This is a genomic window from Endozoicomonas sp. SCSIO W0465, from assembly GCF_023716865.1.
In the GTDB taxonomy this organism is placed as follows: Bacteria; Pseudomonadota; Gammaproteobacteria; order Pseudomonadales; family Endozoicomonadaceae; genus Endozoicomonas.
This window is the reverse complement of record NZ_CP092417.1, coordinates 4,114,741-4,135,321: the sequence shown is the minus strand read 5'-3', so window position 1 is coordinate 4,135,321 and position 20,581 is coordinate 4,114,741. Positions and strand designations below refer to the sequence as shown.

At 47.4% G+C, this 20,581-nt stretch carries 16 protein-coding genes and 3 pseudogenes; 7 read left to right on the top strand and 12 right to left on the bottom strand.

All coding sequences use genetic code 11. The annotated features are described in order from the left end of the window. Positions 1 to 109: 109 nt before the first annotated feature. Genes MJO57_RS18645 through MJO57_RS33345 form a run of 3 tightly spaced genes read right to left on the bottom strand, consistent with a single transcriptional unit; the run spans position 110 to position 1,773 of the window. The gene (locus tag MJO57_RS18645) at positions 110 to 1,066 is read right to left on the bottom strand and encodes an IS1595 family transposase (protein ID WP_252017306.1); all 957 of its coding nucleotides are present in this window, start codon (positions 1,064 to 1,066) and stop codon (positions 110 to 112) included. 51 nt (positions 1,067 to 1,117) lie between these two features. Further along, the gene (locus MJO57_RS18640) at positions 1,118 to 1,645 is read right to left on the bottom strand and encodes a hypothetical protein (protein WP_252017824.1); all 528 of its coding nucleotides are present in this window, start codon (positions 1,643 to 1,645) and stop codon (positions 1,118 to 1,120) included. Further along, positions 1,645 to 1,773, bottom strand: a complete 129-nt coding sequence (locus tag MJO57_RS33345; protein WP_371924889.1) for a transposase — start codon at positions 1,771 to 1,773, stop codon at positions 1,645 to 1,647. Before MJO57_RS33345 ends, MJO57_RS18640 begins: the two co-directional genes overlap by 1 nt. A 76-nt stretch (positions 1,774 to 1,849) precedes the next feature. On the opposite strand from MJO57_RS33345, the gene MJO57_RS18635 reads away from it, so the two are divergent. Together MJO57_RS18635 and MJO57_RS18630 are read left to right on the top strand one after the other, a co-directional pair. Further along, positions 1,850 to 3,223: a hypothetical protein gene (locus tag MJO57_RS18635; RefSeq protein WP_252017822.1), complete on the top strand. Its 1,374-nt coding sequence runs from the start codon at positions 1,850 to 1,852 to the stop codon at positions 3,221 to 3,223. Between the two features lie 169 nt (positions 3,224 to 3,392). Continuing rightward, entirely contained in the window at positions 3,393 to 4,754 is a 1,362-nt protein-coding gene (locus tag MJO57_RS18630; protein WP_252017318.1) for an ISNCY family transposase, read from the top strand. Between the two features lie 311 nt (positions 4,755 to 5,065). On the opposite strand, the gene MJO57_RS18625 is transcribed toward MJO57_RS18630, so the two are convergent. Continuing rightward, positions 5,066 to 6,583, bottom strand: a complete 1,518-nt coding sequence (locus tag MJO57_RS18625; RefSeq protein ID WP_252017502.1) for an IS1182 family transposase — start codon at positions 6,581 to 6,583, stop codon at positions 5,066 to 5,068. 634 nt (positions 6,584 to 7,217) lie between these two features. Here MJO57_RS18625 and ltrA point away from each other — a divergent pair. After that, on the top strand, positions 7,218 to 8,612 hold the full coding sequence (gene ltrA / locus MJO57_RS18620) for a group II intron reverse transcriptase/maturase (RefSeq protein ID WP_252017820.1): 1,395 nt from the start codon (positions 7,218 to 7,220) through the stop codon (positions 8,610 to 8,612). A 181-nt stretch (positions 8,613 to 8,793) separates the two neighbouring features. Here the strand turns inward: ltrA and MJO57_RS18615 are convergent, their stop codons facing one another. The 3 genes from MJO57_RS18615 to MJO57_RS18605 all read right to left on the bottom strand — a co-directional run bounded on the left by MJO57_RS18615 (position 8,794) and on the right by MJO57_RS18605 (position 12,250). After that, the gene (locus tag MJO57_RS18615; RefSeq protein ID WP_252017676.1) at positions 8,794 to 10,221 is read right to left on the bottom strand and encodes an IS4 family transposase; all 1,428 of its coding nucleotides are present in this window, start codon (positions 10,219 to 10,221) and stop codon (positions 8,794 to 8,796) included. A gap of 107 nt (positions 10,222 to 10,328) precedes the next feature. Continuing rightward, a complete protein-coding gene (locus tag MJO57_RS18610) occupies positions 10,329 to 11,531 on the bottom strand; it encodes an ISL3 family transposase (protein ID WP_252017687.1) in 1,203 nt (400 codons plus the stop codon). A 77-nt stretch (positions 11,532 to 11,608) separates the two neighbouring features. Continuing rightward, complete coding sequence (locus MJO57_RS18605; protein WP_252017818.1) at positions 11,609 to 12,250, bottom strand: hypothetical protein; 642 nt, start codon at positions 12,248 to 12,250, stop codon at positions 11,609 to 11,611. A gap of 13 nt (positions 12,251 to 12,263) precedes the next feature. On the opposite strand from MJO57_RS18605, the pseudogene MJO57_RS18600 reads away from it, so the two are divergent. Continuing rightward, positions 12,264 to 13,665, top strand: a pseudogene (locus tag MJO57_RS18600) (IS1380 family transposase). A 206-nt stretch (positions 13,666 to 13,871) separates the two neighbouring features. Here MJO57_RS18600 and MJO57_RS18595 read toward each other — a convergent pair. Together MJO57_RS18595 and MJO57_RS18590 are read right to left on the bottom strand one after the other, a co-directional pair. Further along, positions 13,872 to 14,125: pseudogene (locus tag MJO57_RS18595) on the bottom strand (IS1595 family transposase); the annotation flags it as partial. Continuing rightward, positions 14,073 to 14,210 (bottom strand): hypothetical protein, encoded by a 138-nt coding sequence (locus MJO57_RS18590; protein WP_252017816.1) that lies wholly within the window; start codon positions 14,208 to 14,210, stop codon positions 14,073 to 14,075. The gene MJO57_RS18590 and the pseudogene MJO57_RS18595, both read right to left, overlap by 53 nt. Here MJO57_RS18590 and MJO57_RS18585 point away from each other — a divergent pair. Then, positions 14,209 to 15,450 (top strand): IS66 family transposase, encoded by a 1,242-nt coding sequence (locus MJO57_RS18585; protein ID WP_252017814.1) that lies wholly within the window; start codon positions 14,209 to 14,211, stop codon positions 15,448 to 15,450. The two genes, MJO57_RS18590 and MJO57_RS18585, sit on opposite strands and share 2 nt — an antisense overlap. A 3-nt stretch (positions 15,451 to 15,453) precedes the next feature. Here the strand turns inward: MJO57_RS18585 and istB are convergent, their stop codons facing one another. Both istB and istA read right to left on the bottom strand, forming a co-directional pair. Next, on the bottom strand, positions 15,454 to 16,209 hold the full coding sequence (gene istB, locus MJO57_RS18580; protein ID WP_252017309.1) for an IS21-like element helper ATPase IstB: 756 nt from the start codon (positions 16,207 to 16,209) through the stop codon (positions 15,454 to 15,456). A 12-nt stretch (positions 16,210 to 16,221) separates the two neighbouring features. After that, positions 16,222 to 17,775, bottom strand: coding sequence for an IS21 family transposase (gene istA, locus MJO57_RS18575; RefSeq protein WP_252017310.1), 1,554 nt, complete (start codon positions 17,773 to 17,775; stop codon positions 16,222 to 16,224). A gap of 221 nt (positions 17,776 to 17,996) precedes the next feature. On the opposite strand from istA, the gene MJO57_RS18570 reads away from it, so the two are divergent. Next, positions 17,997 to 18,377, top strand: a complete 381-nt coding sequence (locus MJO57_RS18570) for a transposase (protein WP_252017813.1) — start codon at positions 17,997 to 17,999, stop codon at positions 18,375 to 18,377. A gap of 3 nt (positions 18,378 to 18,380) precedes the next feature. Here the strand turns inward: MJO57_RS18570 and MJO57_RS18565 are convergent. After that, positions 18,381 to 18,733 (bottom strand): annotated as a pseudogene (locus MJO57_RS18565) (IS1595 family transposase); the annotation flags it as partial. 198 nt (positions 18,734 to 18,931) lie between these two features. On the opposite strand from MJO57_RS18565, the gene MJO57_RS18560 reads away from it, so the two are divergent. Further along, positions 18,932 to 19,960 carry a hypothetical protein gene (locus tag MJO57_RS18560; RefSeq protein ID WP_252017811.1) on the top strand — a complete coding sequence of 343 codons (1,029 nt, stop codon included), beginning with the start codon at positions 18,932 to 18,934 and terminating at the stop codon, positions 19,958 to 19,960. Positions 19,961 to 20,581: the final 621 nt, after the last annotated feature.

The window sequence follows — 20,581 nt, the reverse complement described above, 5'->3', positions numbered from 1 at the left end:
TTATCAACTAAATTCGGTTTCATAACCGCTCCGAACAAGCAAAGACCCACATCATCATTCGAAATAATGATATTAATACGTCAACTGACTTTCAATTATCGGTTGATGGCTAACCCGGTTTCCACTGGACGTCTGGCAGTTTGAGAAGTCGATCCGGCATCGGTGCTGTATTGACTGCAGCCCGACCTAGCCTTGAGATCATTGAAGGCATATCAAAACGCCGGTTAAACCGATAGTTGAACTCTGATAGATAACGGCCCAGATGCTTGGGGTCGAGCTTATGGTAAGTACCGGTAATCGCTGTTTTCACGTTTCCCAGCATGGTATTTACCCAGGTGAACAACTCATTCTCCATGGATGCATGCCCACCACCGGTAATGATGGCTGTGTGCTGGCATCCGGCATCTTCAATACCCCGGAAACAGGACAAGCCATCGCTGACGGCCCGGACACCCTTTTTCAGGGCATGTTCTGCCCACTCCTGAATGGTTTTTCGCCGGAAGTTATCAACGGCATTGAACTTCATGTAGATAGGGTGGTTATCAGCATCTGTCTGAACTGCGGCCACGAAGGGGGCTTTGTTCTCTGAGCCTCTGCCCCGGCGGCCTCCGTGGCGCTCTCCGCCCCAATAGGCGTCATCAATCTGAACAAAACCACTCAACTGCCAGCTGTTATCTCTTTCCATCATGACCTGCATGAGTTTGTGTTTCATGCGCAATGCGGCATTGTAGGAAATGCCAAGTTGTCGATGAAGCGTCAGGCAAGAAATCCCCGCTTTATTCTGGGTGACGAGATAGATACCCAGAAACCAGGTAGCTAGAGGCAGCTTTGTTGAGTCAAAGATAGTGTTACTGGTAAGCGAGGTTTGGCAACGGCAGCAATTGCACTGGAATTCAGCTTTCCGGTGAAGCTTGCAGAAACTGCGGGAGCCACACTTCGGGCATTGGAAGCCATCTGGCCAGCGCCAAGAGGACAGCGCGTTCTCACACTGCTCTTCACTGCCGTAATTAGCCAGAAATTGCATAATGCCAAGGCCTTTTTGGAACTGAATGGTGTTTTTACACATCAGTTTTACCTCCAAAACACATGACTATCGACGTTTATTATAGCAGCTGGCTCACGACGTAGGGTCGGTGGTAATCAGGATGTTTTTTTGAAAAACACGATGGCTTAGTCGAAGTGCCATTAAGGATTTACTGTCTAAAAACTTACTTATATGTACATGTAATTCCGGTGGCATAAAGGTTATATCTGGCAAAGAGGCAGTAAATACTACTCTAATATGTAAATCAGATAGGCAGACTTCTTCAGGACTGTTTCTACCAATAGCAGCTGTGGAAGTCGGCTCCTTTTTTGCCGCTTTTCGGTGGGCAAATATCGGCTCCGAGTTTCCCTCTGAGCTTTCAGTTGCCGGGCGTTTGGATGATTTGAGCCTGTTTTCACCGCTTTTTGCCACGGCGTCAGCTTCTTTGGTCGATGTCTGTTCAAATTGTAACGCTTCATAATCTGTCGGGCTTGTCCTCCACCTGTCATTGGGAAATACAAATGCGCTGGAATTTGATACGTTCATGATAGGAATTTCGGGCGAATGATGGGTTCCACTGCTTTGACCATCACATTTAAAACCAGTTGCACCCGTGATCATTATTTTTTGACATTGCCGTGTAAAAATCCATCATTCCGCAATTGTCGACACCGCTTGGGTAATGCATGTTTCAGTACCAGCCACAGGAAGTCTTCACCTGGCAGGGCTCGCTTCTCTTTTTTGCCGATTTATGAGTTACAAAAGGGAGAAACTTTTATAGTAAAGCGTTGTCATAACGCTGTAATTCAATAATCAACCAATTCAATGGATCAAATCAATCAACTTCCTTCATTCGGCGCTGCTATTTCTGGCATCTATCCCAGCTCATTAGATTTAGTAGAGCAACGGGATCAATTTTATGCCAACGAACAGCAGCCTATCTACCAAGGCATGCCTGTTCAAGTACTGAACCCTTTTCCTATGTACAATAACCGATCAGATATCTATCAAAATGAAACTGATTACTCTAATTCATTGAATAAATATAATATTAAACCGCTAACACACTTCGATTCAGAAATCGCTTCCAGAACAGGCATTCCAGTAATACCACAATCCATTCTTGATGAATATGTTCCTTACCCGCCTGATAACGAACCCGTTAATGATGCACTAACACCCGTTACTTCCTATATTCAGCCGCTAATGTCGGGGGACAAGCCTGAAATCAGGGAGCCAACACCAGCGAATCATACCAGCCCAAGTTTTCAGTTAACTCATTTTTGTGCTGAAATTAATAGTTCACCAGATTTACGACCCGTTGCTGTCGTTATTCCGTTAGGCATGCACCATGCTACAAGTTATAACCAGGCAACCCCGGCAGAAGTTAATGTTGATGGCAGTTCTTCACTGGTCGAGCGCCAAAGGGGGCGCTACCAGACAGACCCCACTTTCGCCGGGCACAAAAGGGAGCGCAAAAGAAAGCTTTGCAAAGATTCCGCTTACGCCAAGCGCCAAAGGGATCTCCAAAGGCATCGCTACCAGACCGATCACGCTTTCGCTGAGCGCCAAAGGAAGCGCCAAAGGGAGCGCCAAAGGAAGCTTCGCAAAGATCCCGCTTACCTCGAGCGCGAAAGGGAGCGCCACAAGATGTACAAAAGGGAGCTAAAAAGGGAGCTTCGCAAAGATCCCGCTTACGCCGAGCACCAAAGGAAGCTGCAAATGGAGCGCGAAAGAGAGCGCGAAAGGAAGCTCGAAAGGAAGCTCGAAAGGAAGCTCGAAAGGAAGCGCGAAAGGGAGCGCAAAAGGGAGCTTCGCAAAAATCCCGTTTACCTTGAGGGACGAAAGATCTATAAAAAAACCTACGAAAAAATCAAAAGAAAAACCTCAAACAAAGAAGAAGCTAAAAGGCAAGCTGTGATCGCCAGAGAACAGTATATTCAATCAGTCAATTCCGCTAACCACTCAGGTGGTTTACCACTGACTTTTAATTTAGCTGAAACAACCCAGAGTCCCGGTAAAAATTTATATGGTACAGCCCTCCCCTTGCCCGCTATTCAATCGTCCAGTTGTAGGAATATTTACCATTCTGATCGCACCCATCTCATCCTGAGTGAACGGTCAGCAATCGAAGGGTCAGAAGGTATCTATTTCTCATTTTGCAACAGCCGCTTTATGCCGGGAACTTTTACGAGATGATATGGCCTAGGAGGCTGTCCGAGAACTAGCTAGTTCTCGTCCAAAAACACAACCAATTGAAAACTGTAGATTTTATCCTGAAAAATTAAGTGGAGCCCTACTGCTATCTGGCGACTAAACTTCCCAAGAGCAAGAAACATAAGGGATTGCCAAAAACAGAGGACTCCAAATGCGCAAAAAACGCAACCCGCAGTGTAGTATGGAACTCCATTACGTACCTCATGAAATCTGCTCCCAGCTTTCCGGTATCTCGCAATGGCTTGACGCCCATCCACAGTTCAATGACTGGATTTATGAGGACTTAAGTTCTGGTGATAAACAGAACACTGGGCGGAACGGACTATCAGCAGAATCCGTTCTTCGTGCGGCACTCCTGAAACAGTATTTGAATTGTGATTATGACTACTTGTCGTTTGTTTTGATGGACTCCATGCTCTTTCGAGACTTTTGTCGCCTCGAACCAAACCAGCGCCCCAGTCGCTCCAGTTTGCATGGGCTCATCAGCCTTCTTACTGCATCTACATGGGAACGGATTAATAACTGTCAGCTAATGACCGCTAAAGATCAGGGTATTGAAAAAGGGCGCACTGTGGCTATTGACAGCACAGTCACCGAATCGGATATCAAACCTCCTTGCGACAGTGATCTTTTAGCCAGTTCCGTTAAAGAAATTTGTCGGCTGCTGGAACGGGGACAAACACTGACAGCGACACCGCTTTATGAATATACCCATCACAACCGAGCCGTAAAAGATGCGGCCAGAAAATGCATCTACGCTGGCAAAGAAGAGCGGCATCAGCATTATAAAAAACTGCTGCAGTTGACCCGAAAATCCCGGAAGGTACTTATCGAAGCTACTGTCACGCTAGCAAACGCCCGTCAGCAGGGGCAGTGTCTCCTGGCTGATGATGCCGACAAGTGGCAGGCCGATGTGGATCACCTGTTACCCCTGGTGGATGCAATAGTCTCCCAGACAGAGCGCAGGGTCTTTAAGGGTGAAAAGGTGCCAGCCCAGGAAAAAGTGGTTAGCCTGTATGAACCCCATACGGATATCATCGTAAAAGACAGGCGGCAAGTACAGTATGGCCATAAACTGAACCTGGTTCAGGGAAAAAGTCGATTGATCCTGGACCTGGTTATTGAGGAAGGTAACCCAGCGGATTCGGACCAATTCATTCCGATGATGGAAAGACAAAAAGAAATTTATGGTCGTGTACCTCGCCAGACAAGCGGTGACGGCGGATACGCGTGTCGCGCTAATTTGGAAAAAGCCAAGGCCATGGGAATCAGCGATGTAGCTTTTAATAAGAAGCGCGGACTTGAAGTCGAAGAGATGACTAAAAGTCAGTATGTGTATAAAACGCTCTTTCGCTTCCGGGCAGGTATTGAAGCGGGAATTTCGTGGCTAAAGAGATGTTTTGGGCTATCACGTTGCCACTGCAAGGGTTCTGAGCGTTTTGATTCTCATTGCTGGTTATCGGTGGTCTGTTACAACCTGGTGATTCTGGCCAGACACCCGGCACCATCCTGATAGCCACCTCCACGCTACATGAAAGTACCTTTCCAGCATGGTGGGAGGATGTTTTCTGCCTGCTTTTCGCGTTTTTCTCCAATATCCGTCCCAGATTAGAGAAAAAAAGGGAAGAGTTTTTGCGGCTCTCTGGAATTTCAGGAAATATCAAAACGCACGTACAATCTAATTATGATTGCCTGATGCGTTTTTGGACGAGAACTAGCTATTGAAAAAACGAAAGCTTCAGCATTTTCTTGGCTGATCAAATATTGACCTAAATTTAGCCTGTTTTGGGGTAAAAATTGCGTTTTTTACCCTTTTGCTTGCCTTTATGCTGCCATTTTAAGCCTTTTTGCTTCTTCAAGACGGATTGATCCCGTTGAAACCGATTTGACAATTTTTTTGAAATTATAAGCACTGCAGACCAGTGAAAATTCTCCAGCCACTTTTTCCTTACCCCGGACACTGAACCCTCTGAATCCTGAGTTCTTGATTTGGCCAAAAGGCGGTTCCGCAATCACCTTGCGACGCTCATAAACCGCTTTGGCCTCTTTGGTTTCCATTTTGCGGTTCATCGCCTGGCGTATGGCTTCGTGGCGGTCTGTGCGAATCACTTTCCCCGGGTCTTTGTTGTCACCACTGCACCTTTTACGTAACGGGCAATCCCGGCAGATATCTTTACTGACGCGGTAGCTTTTGTGTTTTGCTTTGCTAGCCGTGTTATAAATCAGCTTCTCACCGGCAGGGCAGGTAAAGCTGTCGTCTGCTTCATGGTAAATAAAATCCGCTTTGACAAACTTTCTGTCAGAGTCTTCCAGTCCCTCTGTTGCAGGCTTCTCCTGTCGATCCGTAGCCATGTAAGCGTCAATGTTCGCATCATCAAACGCTTGCAGGTTGGGCCCTGAGTAATAGCCATTATCCTCACTCATTTTGCCAATGGACGCGTTATCTGTTGCTTCTGCAATGGCTTCAAGTGCAGGCTTTACTTCCTGCTTGTCATTGGCATGCTGGCTGATGTGCTGGCCAACAATGATACCATTATCGCTGTCGACGCTGATCTGGGCGTTATAACTGTACTGATAGCCACTGCCTTTTTTACCCATGATCCTGGCATCATGATCAGCAAAGCTGATTTGCTTTTTGTCGTCTATCGGCTTATCGGGATTCAGGGCCTGTTCCCGTTCTTCAAGCGCTTTTTTGGCCTCCTGGATTTTCTCTAACCGTTCCTGCTTGAATTGCAAGTCTTCAGGAATGCTGTAGCCAGTCTCCTGCTGATAAGCATCGTCCTCTTCACTGTCACTGGTTTCGGCTTTTTTAATCAGGGCCTCAACTTCAGCCATTAATTCAGCTTCTTTGGCCTTAAGTCGTGCGTAGCTCATGGCCTTATGCTTTGATGAGTCGGCTTTGAATTTGGAACCATCAAGAGCGATGTGGCCCAGCGAGGCCATCTGTAGTTCCCGGGCGAGCAGCACGCTCTGTTTGAAACTGCTTTTAAAAAAGGTGGCCTGGTTTTTACGAAAGTCACTGAGCACCCGGAAATTTGGGCAGTGCTGTTTGGCGATATACATGAAAGCCAAGTCCTGATTGCAGCGCCGTTCAATCTCCCTGGAGCTGAACACACCATGGCTATAGGCATAGATCAGGATCGATATAATCAGTCGTGGGTGGTAGGCATTCTGGCCAAGATGGTGATACTGCTTTTCCACTTCAGAGGTGTCGATATGCTTGAAGATATCTTCAAAAACGAAGCAATCATGATCTGGTGGCAGCAGGTCGAAGATGTTCGATGGGAACATCAGGTGCTGGTCAAAATCAGCAGGGTTATCTTTGAATTTGATTGATGACATCCGTTTCGGCAACAATAAAGTGGGCAGAAGATGCCTGATTATACTTAATCAGGCTATTCTCGGACAGCCTCCTAGTGCAGCTAAGCGCTAGTGCAGAAAAGCGCTAATACCCATACAGCCAGACCCCTCGTTCCCATGCTCTGCGTGGGAATGCATAGTGCGCTGGGATAAGCGGCGTATATCTTGCGGGTGAAAGTCCCGTTGCGGAAGGAGAACCAGCTCCACCGTATAGCGAGTCTTGCGTTGCTGAAGGTAACGAAAGTGATGAAGCGTAGACAGCGAAATATCCGAGCCGAAACCAAATGGTGAACGTGACAGCTCCGAAATACCACTTGTTGTGGGTGCCGATGCTCTTATGCAGGCAGCAGGCCCAAGAGTGCTGTGTAAGGTCAATCTGGGAATCCGAACAGCACTACCCTCCGGAGTCGCAGGCGTCGGCGAGTTTATAGAGATATACGACTGAACCCAGGAGATCCATAGGGCTCTCAAAGGATTGAGTATGTTAAGTACAAGTGCAAAACACGAGGCTTTACAGATGGCTCTATGGAAGTCGGAGTCAGTCATAGTAGTGATGAAGCGGGTAACGACCGTGGAGCGAAGGGCTGGCAGATAGATCGAGCGTGAGAGAGAAACAATGACCGTACTCAGCAACGACGGACAAGCATGGTTAACGAAACTTGAGCGCATAGGTGAGAAATCGGCATACGACAGACAAATGGTGTTCAATAACCTTGGTCACCTGCTACATGTTGACATGCTGAAGGAGCAATTCCATCGGTTGAACGGGAATAAAGCCGTAGGTATTGACCGTGAGACAAAGGAGACTTACGGCGTAAAACTGGATGAAAATCTGAAACACCTTCTCCAGCGCATTCGCCGTGGGACTTACAGGCCAAAACCCGCGAGGGTCACTGAAATCCCGAAAGAGGATGGGAGCAAACGGCCACTGGTCATATCCTGCTTTGAAGACAAACTGGTGCAACTTGCAGCCAGTCAAATCCTTGGCAAGATATACGAACCGCTGTTTCTACCGTGCTCATACGGATTCAGGCCCGGCTTGAGTTGTCACGATGCTTTGAGGACTTTGCTGCAGTCCAGTTCCCGAATTCGGGATGGTGCTGTGGTAGAAATTGATATCTGCAAGTACTTCAACAGAATTCCTCACAGGGAGCTGATGAAGATTTTGCGAATGAAGATATCAGACCAGCGTTTTCTCAGGCTGATAGAAGTCCTGATTACAGCACCTGTGATGGAACACAAGCAAGTATCCGACAATCGGGAAGGATGTCCGCAAGGGGCTATCCTGTCGCCAGTGCTGGCCAATATCTATCTGCACTACGTGATAGATGAATGGTTTGCCGAGGTAAGCCGTTCTCACATCAAAGGGCGGGCGGAAATGGTGAGGTACGCTGACGATATGGTATTCCTTTTTGGGGATGCCAGTGAAGCAGAGCGCTTTTATAAAGTGTTGCCAAAACGGTTAGAGAAGTTTGGTCTGGAGTTGCATAGAGAGAAATCGCAGATAATTCCTGCAGGATGGATTGCAGCTCAGAGGGCCAATCAATCAGGTAAGCGTCTTTCGACGTTTAACTTCCTGGGGTTCACCTGTTACTGGGGTAAGATGCGAAAAGGTGGTTGGCGACTGAAGTTCACCAGCCGTAAAGATCGTTTTGCATCGAAGCTCAAAGGGTTAAGGGAGTTCCTCTGGAAGCGCCTGAGTTCTGACCGTGTGCAAACGCTGAAGAGAGCGATTCGGGGGATCAAGGGATGGATCAACTATCATGGGATCACAGACAATCAAGGACGGGTCAGGCAGTTCATTCTGCAAGGCAAACGAACGATCCACAGATGGCTTAATCGTCAGGGAGGAAAAGGATACTTGAGCTGGGGAAAGCTGGTGAAAATTCTTAAAGTGTTGGCGTATCCAGAGAGCTGGAAAACGGTGTCAATGTTCCGGTCTCACCGAACATGTGTGGGGACACGGGTCTATCGGGAGCCGGATGCGGTAATTCCGCAAGTCCGGTTCTGAGGAGGGGCTTGCCCGGGTGACCGGGCAGGTCTACTCACCCCGGAGCCTGCCAGATGCAAAACAATCTATTTATGCCCGAAATCATGAGAGTTTAATGGAGACCTACAGTTCCACAGAGGCCCGGGGTGAGTAGACCTGCCCGGTCACCCGGGCAAGCCCCTCCTCAGAACCTGACTCTTGATCACATCTCTCCAGCGCTGAACTGCCGGGCTATCTGCCAGGTTTTTACCCGATCCTGCAATTTCGCCCAGCCTTCCCATACCACTAACCAGCCGGGCTGCCCTGTATGCTTTGAATCACCCCAACCACCAAGCCGAGCAATCGTTTGAAGCAGCCAAGTGACTGTTGGCGGCTTATCGGGCAACGCTTTTTTTTCATAGGTTAGCCAGAGAACCTGCCATTCATCATCACTGACCACCTCATTCGCGAGTGTTTTTTCACTCCAAAGCTTTCTGTCTTTGTGCTGCCTGTCATTCGGTAACATTAATGCTTCACGGATTTGCATTAGTCTGACAGCGACAAACATTAATATGACCGCAAGTCGTTCAATGTTATCCGGAGATTGCAGACGAAGCCTTTCTACTCCTGCTCCCGATTTCCAAGCCTTATGGAACTCTTCTATTCGCCATCGGAGCTCGTAAAATCGAATGATAGAGCGACAGTCTTCGAATGTTTCAATATCTTCAGTTGTCAATAGTACCCAGTGCAAACGGTCTTCGGAGTCATTGCCAATCTCTTCAGCCGACACAATATTCATAGTTACCGGTTCCGGCCTGCCGCCTGGCCTTTGCGGCGCCTGTATTGTCATCTTCTTTCTTTTGACCTGCAGCGTTGCCTTTCGCTTCTTTCTACCTCCTTTTTGAGGAACCACTATCGTATATTTCCCCAACACTTCAGTCTGAGCTAAGGAATCAAATAATAAGAGTTCGCCATCCACCAGGATTCTGTTTTGTGTAGCTCTTACAACAAACCGCTGTCGGTTATCCAGTTTGTAGTGCATATATTCGTATATATCCGCCTCCCGGTCGCAAACACTGATGATGTCAGGCATTTTACCCCCCATCCTTTGTTCTGTGTTTTCAGAGGCTCTTTGCCACTTAAAGCTTTCCTTTCCCTCGTAAGGTAGCTGACGACGTTGGTTCTTTTTCCCCCGCTGAACGTCCTCTCTAACCCATCGTTCTTGATCAATAAGCCCAATGCTTCGCTCTGTATCCGCATCAACCAAGAAGACAGAGTGGACGTGGAATCCTCTGGTTTTAGAGCCTTCAGGACCTCCAAGATCACCAAGCTCGGATCTGACAGCATGTTTATAACCCAGGGTTGTTGTATCTTCGAGAGCCAGAAGTAGGCGAGACTGTCTCGCTATTTTGGCAGTTGCCTGAAAGCCTGCCTCAGCTATTGCTTCAGGCTTTACGGCCTCATTCTCAATCAGCCGGTAAGCTCCAGTTACCAGTGCGGTATAACCTTCGCATGAAGATGACAAAGAATTACCGGTATGAGCTGAAAGCTCGGCAGCAACTTTGACAAGTCGTTTTGTACGTCGAGTATCGCCCAAATCAGCACATCCAAAAGTTAGTTCTGACCATGGTTTAGGAGAAAGTGGAAGCATGACCTGTTTTATCAGTGAGAAATGATAGAACAAGGTAGCTATTTGTGATCAAGAGACAGCTCAGAACCCGGACTTGCGGAATTACGGGGCTTTTACAGGTTGGCTGATCATTTCAGAGCCTCCTGTCTAATTTTCAAATATAGGTAATCAAGGTCATTGTAACCGCATGCTTTATAGATGATCCGTTTGATAACCCCATTGAAGGCTTCGATTTTCGCGCTGGTTATACGATGCTGGCAGTATGACAGTAACCCTTCTCTAGCTCTGTCTAACCCCTTGGCGAACTTCTTTAACTCGGATATCCCTGTTTCTTTGGCAAGTGCTATCCAGTTGTCCAGGCACTTTCTGGCACAGGCTTTATATTTGTACGTCCATAGCTGTTTTAGCATATCTTTCAGGATATATGCCTGATTGAGATCCTCATTCATGGCTAACAACTCCTTCAGATTACTTTGCCCTTTTGGTGTTAAATTCTCAGGATTTCTGAACAGGTTAAAGCGTTGCCCTTTGATAAACGGCTTGTCCTCTTCTTCTGCCTGTCGCCACTCCCTGCGCCTGATTTGGTCAATCACATCGTTGTAATTGGCAATAATATGAAACTTGTCGTATACAATATCGGCGTTTGGCAGATGCTCTCTCACTGAAGCCTGATAGCTTCCACCACGGTCAATACCAACGCATTCAATGCTTGCTTTTTGTTCTTCTGTCAGACTGGAAAGGAACCGATCCAGAACTTCTTTCTTTTTTCCTTCACCAAGGAACAGCGTTTCACCGGTATCAGCATTCAGAGCAACGGTTAAAAAATGATGCCCCTTACCAATGGATTTTTCATCGATAAGAAGAGCGCGAATACCATCCCGCTTGGGTGCAGGCAGCATCTTCATGAGCATCTCTTTATCCCAGCGACGAGCGGTGCCGCCAGAGATAGCAATGAATTCAGGAACCTTGTCACATGGCATATAGCGGCATAGATGGCTGACATGCCTTTTAAGTCGCTCTGTTGCTTGAGCTTTAGGTGCAAGCCCCGGAGGCGTGACTGTTTCTATATTACCGCAACGAGAGCAACGCCCTTGAAATGCAGTGAAGAGAAGATTTACCTGAAGAGTCCCCAGTGGCAGATCCTGAACGCTTCGATCGTTTGTCTTCATCTGCCCCATAGGTGTTTCGCACTTACTACATCTGACGTGTTGTATACGGCCATCCCGACGGAGATGGACAAAGGCATGTTTGATATTCCAGTCAATATCAATTCGCTCGATTACCCAGCCAGGAAATGCGAACATAGGACGAAGTGATGGGGTTGCAGACATGTCTGATCCTTCAGAAGTTTTGATCCTTACAAATCAATCTTCCTCTGAAGGCTATTTCTGTTGCAACCCCTCACTTTTCATCCGCCAACCTGTAAAAGCCCCGGAATTACCGCATCCGGCTCCCGATAGACCCGTGTCCCCACACATGTTCGGTGAGACCGGAACATTGACACCGTTTTCCAGCTCTCTGGATACGCCAACACTTTAAGAATTTTCACCAGCTTTCCCCAGCTCAAGTATCCTTTTCCTCCCTGACGATTAAGCCATCTGTGGATCGTTCGTTTGCCTTGCAGAATGAACTGCCTGACCCGTCCTTGATTGTCTGTGATCCCATGATAGTTGATCCATCCCTTGATCCCCCGAATCGCTCTCTTCAGCGTTTGCACACGGTCAGAACTCAGGCGCTTCCAGAGGAACTCCCTTAACCCTTTGAGCTTCGATGCAAAACGATCTTTACGGCTGGTGAACTTCAGTCGCCAACCACCTTTTCGCATCTTACCCCAGTAACAGGTGAACCCCAGGAAGTTAAACGTCGAAAGACGCTTACCTGATTGATTGGCCCTCTGAGCTGCAATCCATCCTGCAGGAATTATCTGCGATTTCTCTCTATGCAACTCCAGACCAAACTTCTCTAACCCGAATATTTCATAAATAAGAGCAGGTTCCGCCCAATCACCTGATATGATTGGGTCGACCAAAAAAAGCTTCGGAAGAAGCAATCCGGAACCTGCTATGACGAAACATACACAAGAAACCCTTCGTTTTCACCCTGTTAATGGTAAAACTGTCAGAGCTGACTTTAACGGAGGAGAGTTGTCCTCCGATTTTGGCGCGCTGTTACTGCATGAAATGGCCATCCGCAGTGAGCTAATTCCCCGGCTCGTCAAGGCAATCCAGGACAAACGACATCAATCCTATATTGACCATTCCATGCAGGATCTTCTGACGCAACGAGTGCTTCAAATGGCCTGCGGATATCAGGATGCCAATGACAGCAACCACTTGCGTAAGGACCCGATGTTCAAGCTGGCTGTCGGTCGCAGTCCTCTGAATGCCGAGACCCATCTGGCATCAGCCCCCACATGTTCACGACTCGGGAAGGGCTTGTCCCGCAGGGATATATACGACCTGGCCTACGCCTTTGCAGAGCATTTTCTCAGCAGCTATAAAAAACCGCCCAAGCTGGCAGTCATTGATCTGGACCACACAGCCAGCCTGACCCACGGCGCTCAACAGTATAGCTTGTTCAACACCAAATACGGCAATACCTGCTATTTGCCACTGATGATTTTTGAAGGCTTGAGCGGGAAGTTGATTACAGCCATTCTGCGGCCAGGGAAAACACCCTCAGGACGGGAAAATGCCGCCATTGTTAAACGTCTTTTGACGCTGATCCGGCAGTCATGGCCGAAAACACATCTCATCATCCGGGGAGACAGTCACTTTTCCCAGCCGGAGCTGATGCGCGTTGTTGAGCAGGATAAAGCTGCTGATTACGTGCTGGGTAAAGGCGCTGGGCATCCAACGGCCTTACGGCCAATGTCGGATGAAAGCATGGCGGAAGCTCGCCTCTGCCTGCAAGCACGAACAGCTTACGCTCGATTGAATAAAATTACCGATACCTTACCGAGTGCGTCTGTATGGCGAGGCACAGTATCAGGCGAAGAGCTGGAAAGGGCTGGATACACGTGTCATATATAAGGCTGAAGTGAACCAGATGGGTGATAACCCTCGCTTTGTTGTAACCTCCATCAAGAATGCCTCGGCCCGGTGCATTTATGAGCAGTTCTATTGTCCCAGAGGACAGGATGAAAACTACATCAAACACCTGAAAAATGATCTGTCCTGTGATCGGACATCGGATATGAGCTTTCGGGCGAATGCATTGCGTATGTACTACGCCTGTGCCGCGTATGTTCTGCATTACGAAATGAGAACCACTGTATTGAAGGATACAGAGATGCAGAGGGCTCAGCCTTCAACAGTGATCGCCAAGCTGTTCAAAATTGCCGTTAAGGTGGTGGAGTATAAAGACCGAGTTAAGTTACATCTGCCCAGCAGTAACCCAATGAAAGTGTTGCTACAACGAGTGACGGAAGCTTTTGCTGCCATTCCAGTTCTCAGACCGGGATAACAGACACAGCTTTTCGGTTGGGGAGGCGTTTTATTGGATCAGCTGAAGGAGGTTGAGGGTTCGGTGCGCCTGGTGTCAGGTAAATCGTTATGTTTTTTGACATAAAGCCATGGCGGGACGCAATATCAATGCAGAAAAATACGCTGCTACGATTTGGCAGGCCATGTTTGTTCAAAAAAACATCAGCCGTTCGAGCAGCGTTTATGAAACATTCGGGCTAACGCTCTCGCAAGCTTTTCATGTGCAAGACTGGCATCGCACATACGACAGTTTCAATATTTATCCGACCATTTAAATGGCGACAGAGTTCATCTGCGCTCTCATTTTTCAATACACCATCAACCGTCTGACTTCCTCGGTCTCTAGCTACCATGACTGGTATTTTTCGACAGTCTGTCTTCTTATCACTACCTCGTTTCCTCGCGGGTCTTGGTAGGCCTTTTTTTTGACCTTTGTAACTGTTCAGCACCCCCACATAAATCTGGAATTTTCTGATTTTTATACCATCCTCTTAAGCACCATTTTTCCACAATATTCGCCAGCATGATTCCAGAACTACCCGCAACTATGTCGGCTGAGATTCTCTTGAAAGAGAATGCAGAGCTGCGGATGAGAGTTGCCTGTCTGGAAGAGCGATGTCGAGAATTGGAAGAAAAGGTTGGCAAGAACAGTCAAAACAGCAGCAAGCCGCCATCGTCTGATGGTTATCAAAAACCTTGTAAAAACAGTAATTCTCCAGATCATTCTGACGACCTTTCCGCAGATAAAGATACCGATCCATCGGATGAAAAACCCAATCCTAAAAGTCTGAGACAGTCTTCTGGTAATAAAGCCGGTGGAAAGAAAGGGCATCAGGGCACTTGTCTTAAACAGGTCGATATCCCTGACTATATTGAGTACCTTCCGGTTAAAGAATGCAATAAATGTCAGGCGTCTCTTCTTGATAGTGAGCCGGTCAAATATATTGAACGACAGGTGTTTGAACCAGGGAGACCGGGTGAATTTGAAGTAACGGCCCATAGAGCTGAAGTAAAAATCTGCACTTGTGGTTGTCGGAATCAGGCTGAATTCCCGGAAGGTGTTACCGCTGCCGCACAATATGGCTCAGCCACACAGGCTATGGCCGTCTATCTTAACCAATACCATTTCCTGCCTTTTAAGCGCGTGTCAGAGTATTTTAATACTCTCTATAAAATGAGTGTAAGTGCAGGCACTGTCGCCAATTTTGTGGCCAGAACCTATGAAAATCTGGCTTCTACTGAAGAGGTTATTCGTGACGCCTTGCGGGAATCGTCTGTTGCCGGAGCCGATGAAACGGGTATGCGGGCCGAGGGCTCTTTGCACTGGCTACACGTTATGCGGGATGAACAATGGACGCTCTACTACTTGTCTGAAAAGCGAGGTCGTGAGGCCATGGACACGATGGGCATACTGCTAACATTTGCAGGCGTTCTGGTTCATGATCATTGGAAATCCTATTTTGCATATGCGGCAACTCACGTACTTTGCAATGCCCATCACCTGAGGGAGCTTTTGGGTGTTGTTGATAGGGACAGCAATCAACTGGCGTTGCGATTGATGAAGCTACTGAGGCTTTCCTGGCATTACTGCAAGGGCTTTAAGACCATAGGTATGCTACAGATGCCAAGTGTTGTCTGTGAACGAATCGAGAAGATTTATGACCGGTTGCTTCAGCGGGCTCTAATGATGCGTATTCTGGTTAACTTGAACACCTATTCTGTTTCATTTGAACACCCTGAACTCCTTACACATTGCCCAGTGTGATTTTTAGACCAGGTGTTCAACTGCGTCCAATTTTCCAAGCTTTTTGCGCATGGATTCGCCTTTGAGTTCAATCCGGTGGGCATTGTGCATAAGCCGGTCAAGAATGGCGTCGGCCAGAGTTTCATCACCAATGCTGGCATGCCACTTCCGGGTGGGCAATTGACTGGTAACCAACGTGGAACCTTGCTCGTGCCTGTCATCCATGACTTCCAGCAGATCGTTCCTTTGTTGCTGCGTCAGTGGTTCCAGGCCCCAGTCGTCCAGAATCAGCAAGTCTACTTTTGCCAGTTGTTTCAACTGCCTGCTGTAGCTGCCATCACCGTGGGCAAGGATCAGTTCATCCAGTAGCCTGGACATCCGATAGTACCGGACACTGTAGCCTTTCAGACAAGCCATGTGCCCAAGGGCGCAGGCCAGGTAGCTCTTACCGGAACCACAAGGTCCGGTGATCAACAGGTTCCTGTACCGGTCAAGCCAGCCTCCTCCAGACAGGCTGGCCATCTGGTTCTGTTTGAGACCTCTGGGGTGTTCATAGTCAATGTCGTGTATCCGGGCAGCCAGTTTAAACCGGGCGCTTCTGAGCAGCCGAGCCAGACGTTTATTGTTTCGCTCTGTTTCTTCCTGCTCAGTAAGCAACGACAGTCGTTCTTCAAAGCTAAGGCTACTGTAGGTGCCCGGCTGGTCCAGCTGTTGATTGAGGGCATCTGCCATTCCGGTCAGTCGCAGTGACCTAAGGCGAGCCAGTGTTTCATTGATCATGTTCGCCTCCGGTTATTGATAGCAAATAGCGCCACGAATATTTTCGTGATCATCATGCAAGGGACCTGTCGTTTGTTTTAACTGTGGCTCCAATGGCATCAGGTCTTTGCCTGACTGGAGGATTGATCGGACATTTTTTAACCGATAACCCCCGATGTTCCTGGCATGGGCGCAGGCGTTGTTGAGTCGTTCAGTTCCATATTCCCGCTGCAGGTTTAGCAGCCCCAATGAAGCTCGATAGGCTTGTTCAGGATGCTCCTTGCTATCCAGCAGTGATTGAATAAAACAATAGACTTCCTGACCAATGTCGTTAGCCCAGTTAAGTAAACGCTCAGGCGTCCAATCCTGATGGTGACGATGTCGTTCCGGCATATGAACTGCTAACGTCGTAAATCCACGTGTGTGCTTGCGAGCGTGGCTGGCCACCACTTTACCGTTAGCGTAGATCGTGACGCAGTGCTCAGTCGCCTGTACTTCTACTTCCTGCCTGGCAAGCTGATGGGGAACCGAGTAGGCGTGCCCCTTGCAGATAATATGATAATCCACATTCACCCGGGCCTTGATAAACTCAGCGAACACAAAAGATTGCTTCGGCAGTGGCTTGAGGGCTGGTTCATCCAGTTGTTCAAACGCACTACGTCGCGTTCCTGGCAACTGCTTAAAGGGCTTCAGGTTCAGTTCGATTAACAGCTCACGTATCCGCAGGTTCAGCTCTGCCAGGGTAAAGAACATTTCATGACGAAGCCTGGCCAGTATCCACCGCTCCACTACCTGTACACCGACTTCTGCTTTGGCCTTGTCTTTGGGTTTGTAGGGGCGTGCCGGAATGACTGCCACCTGGTAGTGACAAGCCAGGTGCTGGTATGATGGGTTGAGATCCGGCTCGTACCGACAGGCTTTGATAACTGCGCACTTTGGGTTGTCTGGCACAACAATTTCTGGCACCCCACCAAAGAACTCAAAGGCCCGTTCATGAGACCCCAGCCAGTCCTCTGTTTTTTGTGACAGAGTCGCTTCAGCGTAGGTATAGTTGGACGCTCCCAGCACTGCCACAAATATCTGGGCATTGTGGGCAATTTCGCCGGTGTCCGGGTTGATGATTGGCATGGTTGGCCCGGCATAATCAACAAATAACTTTTCACCTGCATTGTGCAGCTGTCGCATAGATCGCTTTTGACAACCACGCCACTGATTGTAACGGTGACAGTACTGGGCATAGCTGTAGGCATTGAGGGGGTGGGCCTGACAGTATTCTTCCCAGAGTCGTTGTTTGGTCACTTCCTTGCGCTTCAGTTCCTGATGCACCTCAGCCCAGTCAGGATCAATCAACCCTTTTCGATTGGCTATCGAGGCATCGGGAAACAGCGCCTGAATAAGCTCAGGCTCAGATATATCCTCTGCCAGGGGCCAGCTTAATTCCGATTCCTGAAAGGCCTTAACGTAGTTGGATACCGTCCCCACACTGACCCGTACACTGCGGGAAATTTGTCGGAAGCTGAGTTGGCTGCCAAACCGCATCCGGAGTATTTCTAGTAGCTTACGCATGGTAATCCTGTTTTCTGTCATGGCCGGTTCCCTCTCTTGGTACAGATAAGAACGGCCAAAGTTATGGAAAATCAATGCATAAGAAGATATTTGTTAGCTGTATTAGACCGGTTTATGGTCTGTTGAACAGCGTTTCTGGAAGCTTGAACGGTGATTCTGGAAATCATCAAAAAGTGTTCAAAAGAAACCAGAATAGGTGTTCAAGTGTTACCAGAATGGGTGTTCAAGTGTTACCAGAATGAGTGTTCAAGAGTTACCAGAATATGCAAATGAAAGAAGTCGTCTATATGGAGAAGCAACGAGAGGAGCTTAAGCGCAAGAAAGTCAAGAATACTAAAGCTTACAATCTCTTCAAACGACTCACTGAGTTCAAGGCTGAGACACTGCGCTTCATGTCAGATTTTACCATTCCCTTCGATAACAATGGCAGTGAGCGGGATGTTCGAATGGCCAAGTTAAAGCAGAAAATCTCAGGCTGCTTCAGGAGTGCAGACGGTGGTTCTATGTTTGCACGGATTCGCAGCTATTTGTCGTCTGCCAGAAAACAGGGAATGGACATATATCAATCACTTCATAGAGCTGTTCGGAATTACTGTAATATGCCTTTGCTCAGTGCTGAATAGTTACTGACCTTTAAAAGATTCGCGAAAAAAAGTTTCATCGAGTTCGGTAATACCACTGAGTTCTGGTGCCTGATCATGCTCAATGACCTGTAAAAAACGATGTCGCCAACGGAATGATGTATTTAACGAAACTCCGCATTGCTTGGCAGCCGGGCGAAGCGTTAAAGAGTGGGTCATTTCCTCAAGATATGTCGGCCATGCTTCAGGGCGTCTTAAACGGGCCAAAGGTATTTTGGAAAAAGCGTTCAGTGTTTTTCGGCAAACCTTGCACCGAAATCGTTGGCGTTTGTTCCTTTTCCCCAGCGCTGAAGGGCTTCCGATCCACAATGAGGACATTTTGGAGCCCGCACAAAACTAAAACTATCTGTCAGGCAAAGTTTTAGTTGACTATTGAGTCATTTATCAAATCGAGAGAGTACCCATCTGAAATCTGAAATCTGAAACTTAATTAAAGACTTTTTTTCTAAACAAACATAAGTATCTGGCTACTTGCCTTGCTCCCAATATGAAAGCTGTTTACCCTATTACTTGTAAAATATTATCTGGAGATAACAATGCAACCTACAGAAAGCTCTGCCCGTTTATTTGAAAATATTGTGCAGAGAGGTACCAGCTCAGAGATTCATACTCAAGCAACTGCATTCAATAGAAACGTAACTGAAGATGAGATAACCTTAAATCGGGCCAAACAATTATTTTCAGATTACGGTGAAACTCGTAATCAAATAAAATCAGACGACGCATGGTCTAATGTTCGTGAAGCCTGTAAGTCTCAATTAACTCATGTCAAAGGTGTTGCATCAAATTTAAAACCAGCAATAGACCTATGTTTTGCCAAACAATACTTTTCTGATTATCGAGCCACTGGTAATCTAGAAAAACTAGAGTCATGTCAAAATACTTTGTCATTAAATATTGTTGTTACAGACAAAAAAGAAAATGTTTATGCTGTTACTGGCCCTTATAGAGGCAGGGCGTTTCCGCTAGAAGCGTTAGTATTTTCTATAGATGGTCATGAATTTAATGGAATTGACATTCATAAGTGTAATAACAATAAAAAACTGAATGAGCTTTTAGCTCAGTCTATGATGAATCCCATATCTTTTACTATTAATAGAAATGGTCACTCAACAACTTATACATGTTCTGATTTGATTTCTCAGCGACTTAGACGCTGCTTTCAACAAGGGCTATGTAATTTTTTGGAAGTAAGAGTAAATCCATTTTTTCCTTCATGCACTGACCTGTTAGAGTATTTAAATACTGGAATTACAATTCTTCCTAGCCATGACGTTAGAAGAGAATTTAACTCTTTGGAAACAGTTCATGAATCATCGTTTTCAAAGAATATTTCAACATTTAAGATGTTAGGTAGGACTGGTAGAATGCACTATTGCATGTACATAGGAGAAGGGATTTGTTTTGGCATAATTGGTCATAGCAAACTTTACTTTCATACGATTGAAGCAATCATTAATGCCTACGGGAGTTATATCGGAATGCCTCTTCAATACTATGAAGTAATTTATAAAAATGATGAACTTCCACCACATCCTTCCGCAGGAACAGCTTCAGCCATGTAACGTTTGGTTCAAGTGCGCCGTAGGCGTCACTTGGAACCGCTTGGTACGCCCGGCATGGGCATGAACTGATGGGGTGAAAGTCCCCTGTGGGAGAACCTACATCTGACTGGCGGTAAAGACGCCTGCTGATGACAACCACTAGCTTAAGGCAAGTGCAGTCCCGCGAGGGGCTGTGCGGAGGCAGTCTGAGTGCAAAGGTGCGAGCCGACGTACAGAAATCGCATATAAGGCTGAGTCTCTGGGCGAGTGAGCCAAGGATCACAAAGCCCTATGGTTCGTGAGACACGGTAAATGCGGCGGTTGTGCACTGAAAGTTCATGTCCTTATCCGGGGAGATCTGTTCAACATGCGATTGGTAATTCCCAGTTCTCAGCCACTGGTTACAACAGGCTCGGCGAACAGGTCTCATCATCCTGTTCGAGCAAACCCGATGGCAACCAATAGCGCCAGCAGAGGTAACTCCGCGTGGTGATTGGACAGAAGTCAGCAGAGGCCATAGTAGCTGTACGACAGAAGCCATTAACGGATGGGAAGTCGTTAGCGAAGGGCCGAACATCGACGACAAAGAGGAGACTGATTCCCTCAAGGCGATGCAGCCGTCCGGCGACTCACCGTACTTGG